The sequence below is a fragment of the Blautia sp. ZXY-1-C6 genome (genome assembly GCF_056339875.1).
On the sequence record NZ_JBWJVQ010000234.1, the window covers coordinates 1 to 3,800 of the forward strand.

Consider the following 3,800-nt stretch of genomic DNA (forward strand, 5'->3'; position numbering starts at 1 on the left):
GAATGTGATGAAGAATCCCTATGTGAATATTATCGGACATCCGGATGACGGGAGATATGAGATTGATTATGAGGCACTGGTTCAGGGGGCGAAAGAATATGGGAAGGTTCTGGAACTGAATAATCATTCTATGGATCCGGACTGTAATCGACAGAATGCGGTGGAGAATGATACTGTGGTGCTGAATCTGTGTAAGAAATATCATGTTCCGGTGGTGATGGACAGTGATGCCCATTTTGATCTGCTGATAGGGGAGTTTGATCTGGCGAGAGATTTGCTGGAGAAACTGGATTTTCCGGAGGAACTGGTCCTTAATCGGTCTACGGATGCAATCAGGGAGTATGTGAATCGTAAATTCTGATAAACTGAGAAGCAGTTATTTGGTGTAGAGCTGCGTTGCGAAAAAGATGATTTTATTTGCCTTACTCTTCGAAAAAGGCTTTTGTGAGAAAAATAAAAAATCTGTGATTTCTTTTGGGTTAAAGGCTTGCTTCCTATAATTTAACGTGGTAAAATATCACTGTTAGAAACATAACACGGACAGTTTAAAAACAAATGTCCGCAAGTGAAGTACAGAGTTCTAAAAGGAGCATGAAAATGAGTAAAAAAATCAGAACAGAGGCTGTGGATCAGCTTTTTGAAGCGATTTTATGCCTGAAGGATAAAGAAGAGTGCTATACTTTTTTTGAGGATGTGTGCACAATCAATGAACTTCTTTCCTTATCACAGCGTTTTGAGGTTGCCAAGATGCTGATGGACAAGAGAACCTATCTTGATATTTCTGAGAAGACCGGAGCTTCCACAGCAACGATCAGTCGTGTGAATCGTTCACTGAATTATGGAAATGACGGATATGAGATGGTGTTTTCAAGAATGGCAGAGAAGGAAACTAAAGGGGAATAGGATAGCGAAAGGCTGAATAAATGCAGTGCTATTGTGGGGCAGGTGAAGATCACCTGCCTTTTTTGCATAGGGAGTTTTCGGATAAAAGACTATGAAAAGAAAGAAACCTAAAATAGAATTACGCTATTATTACATGCCTGCAGGAAGTCCGATCCTTCCTCTTCTGGGAGAGCGCTGGGTGCAGAATTATGGAACCGGTATAGAGGACCTTCATTTTCATAATTTTATGGAGATTGGTTTTTGCTATTATGGAGAGGGAATCCTTACTCTGGGAGAGGAGAAAAGGAAGTTTACAGGGCGGCAGTTTACTGTGATCCCGGAACGGTTTCCTCATACAACAAACAGCATGGGAAATACGGTCTGTAAATGGGAGTATCTGTTTGTGGATGTTGAGGGATTTTTGCGAAAGAATTGTGAGAGTGCTGTACAGGCTGAGAAAATGCTGCGAAGGATCAACGCCGGGGCATTGTTGATGAACGAGAAAGAGGAACCGTTTATAGCTGAATGTATTATTAGAATTATGGATATCATGCGCCGGGAAGAGGAGTTTTATATTCAGGAGGCATCCGGACTTCTTATGGCTCTGCTGGCAGGGATTGCCCGGCTGAACCGGACGCCGGAACAGGAAATGCTTTATGAAGAGCAGAGCAGGAGCATGAGGATCATTTCAGATACACTGGATTATATTTCAGATCATTACAGAGAGAATATAAAGATAGAGCAGTTGTCTGCAAACTGTCATCTGAGTGAGTCACATTTTCGCAGGATTTTTTCCGGATGTATGCATATGAGCCCTGTAGAGTATATAAATTTGATACGTGTCCGCACAGCCTGTGAAAAACTGAAAAAGACAGATAGGTCAGTTACTGACATAGGTACGGAATGTGGTTTTGCATCGGACTCTGCTTTTAACCGGAATTTCCGGAAGCTGATGGGAATGTCACCTGCAGAGTGGAGAAAAAAGGGAGAAAATTATGAGCAGCTTCTCCTGAAGTTTGACATCCGGACAGAGGAAGGATGGTAAATATCAGACACCGGAATATATAAAAGTCGAAAATGAATATTATATAGTCAAATATGCAAACTGTGCGGATTGGTATAATGTTATAATTTTGCTTATGAAGGATAACTGGCTGTTGGCAATATCGTATAAGATATTTTTATGAAAAAAGTCATATATAAAGTATTTTGCTGGAAGTGTTTTACGGATGTATGGCGAAATATAATATTGCAGGCAGAGAGAACAGTTAAAAAAATAAATCATGAGGAGAACATAAGAGTATGAAGGCATTTGATTATTCACTGGTAAAAGATCCACAGTATTTCTGCGATAACCGAATGGAAGCTCATTCAGATCATGTGTATTATAGAGATGGGAATGAAATGCAGACTGCTGTGCAGGATGGGACGGAAACTTCTTTTCGCTACAGTCTGAACGGTTTATGGAAGTTTCATTATGCGCGTAATTACAAAAGTGCAGTTCAGGGATTTGAGAAAGAGGATTACTGTTGCTATGACTGGGAGGACATCCATGTACCGGCACATATCCAGATGGAAGGATATGATGCACCGCAGTATGCTAATGTCCAGTATCCATGGGAAGGACATGAGGAAATTTATCCCGGTCAGATTCCGGAGAGATTTAATCCGGTTGCAAGCTATGTGAAATATTTTACAGTGCCGGAACATATGAAGGGTAAGAGACTGTTTATTTCTTTCCAGGGAGCAGAGAGCGGACTTGCATTGTGGCTGAACGGAGCATTTATTGGGTACAGTGAGGATTCTTTTACTCCATCTGAGTTTGAGTTAACAGATTATCTTAAAGATGGACAGAATAAGCTGGCAGCACAGGTATTCAAATGGACCTCCAGCAGCTGGTGTGAAGATCAGGACTTCTTCCGTTTCTCCGGAATTTACAGAGATGTGTATCTTTATACAGTTCCGGATACCCATGCATATGATCTCCAGATTCGGGCAATCCCGGAAGAGAATCTGGATGTAGCAGATCTTGAAATTAAGGTAAAGACATGGGGAAAGGGAAGCATTGTTTTCAGACTTGAGAAAGATGGAGAATGTGTGCTGGAAGAGAAAAAATCTCTTACAGAAGCTGGAAATGAAGAAGCCGATGCAGAGCCATTTTATATTCAGAGAACAAATAGCAGCAAGACTGTACAGAACAGCTTTGCATGGAAAATTAATAATCCGAAATTATGGAGCGCAGAAGATCCACAGCTTTATGATTTTACAATTGAACTTTATGATGAAGCAGGAACTATTCAGGAGGTAATTCCTCAGAAGGTTGGATTCCGCCGTTTCGAGATGAAGAACGGTATTATGACTCTGAACGGAAAACGTATTGTGTTTAAGGGCGTAAACCGCCATGAGTTCAGCTCTGTCAGCGGAAGACATGTTTCAGAGGAAGAACTTCGCAAGGATCTTCGCATTATGAAGCAGAATAATATTAATGCCATCCGTACCTGTCATTATCCGGATACATCACTGATCTATCAGCTCTGTGATGAATATGGTATTTATATGATCGATGAGACAAACCTGGAATCCCATGGTTCCTGGGATGTGGCGGAATTTACAAAGGATTATACTCATGTTGTTCCTCACAACAAACCGGAATGGCTGGATATGATGCTTGACCGTGCCAACTCCATGTACCAGAGAGACAAGAATCATCCGGCAATCCTGATCTGGTCCTGCGGAAATGAATCTTTTGGCGGAAAAGATATCTATGAAATGTCTCAGCTTTTCCATAAGAATGACCCTACCCGTCTGGTACATTATGAGGGACTTTTCCATGACCGCAGTTATAATGATACCAGCGATATGGAAAGCCAGATGTATCCGTCTGTAGAAGCAATCAAAGAGTTCCTGGCAAAGGATGA

At 41.3% G+C, this 3,800-nt stretch carries 4 protein-coding genes; all 4 read left to right on the top strand.

Annotated features, from left to right (window positions below; translation table 11 throughout):
- On the top strand, nt 1–361 hold a 361-nt coding region (locus AC075J_RS14615; RefSeq protein ID WP_476390465.1), incomplete at its 5' end, for a PHP domain-containing protein.
- Nucleotides 362–597: 236 nt separating this feature from the next.
- The gene (locus AC075J_RS14620) at nt 598–903 is read left to right on the top strand and encodes a YerC/YecD family TrpR-related protein (protein ID WP_008706557.1); all 306 of its coding nucleotides are present in this window, start codon (nt 598–600) and stop codon (nt 901–903) included.
- A 91-nt stretch (nt 904–994) separates the two neighbouring features.
- Nucleotides 995–1,927 carry a helix-turn-helix domain-containing protein gene (locus AC075J_RS14625; protein ID WP_118339244.1) on the top strand — a complete coding sequence of 311 codons (933 nt, stop codon included), beginning with the start codon at nt 995–997 and terminating at the stop codon, nt 1,925–1,927.
- Nucleotides 1,928–2,184: 257 nt separating this feature from the next.
- Nucleotides 2,185–3,800, top strand: a 1,616-nt coding sequence (locus AC075J_RS14630) for a glycoside hydrolase family 2 protein (RefSeq protein ID WP_476390466.1), incomplete at its 3' end; no start/stop codon positions are given.

Bases quoted from the DNA above. Each gene is read 5' to 3' on its own strand.
- AC075J_RS14625 (WP_118339244.1), top strand. From the start codon at position 995: ATGAAAAGAAAGAAACCTAAAATAGAATTACGCTATTATTACATGCCT.
- AC075J_RS14620 (WP_008706557.1), top strand. From the start codon at position 598: ATGAGTAAAAAAATCAGAACAGAGGCTGTGGATCAGCTTTTTGAAGCG.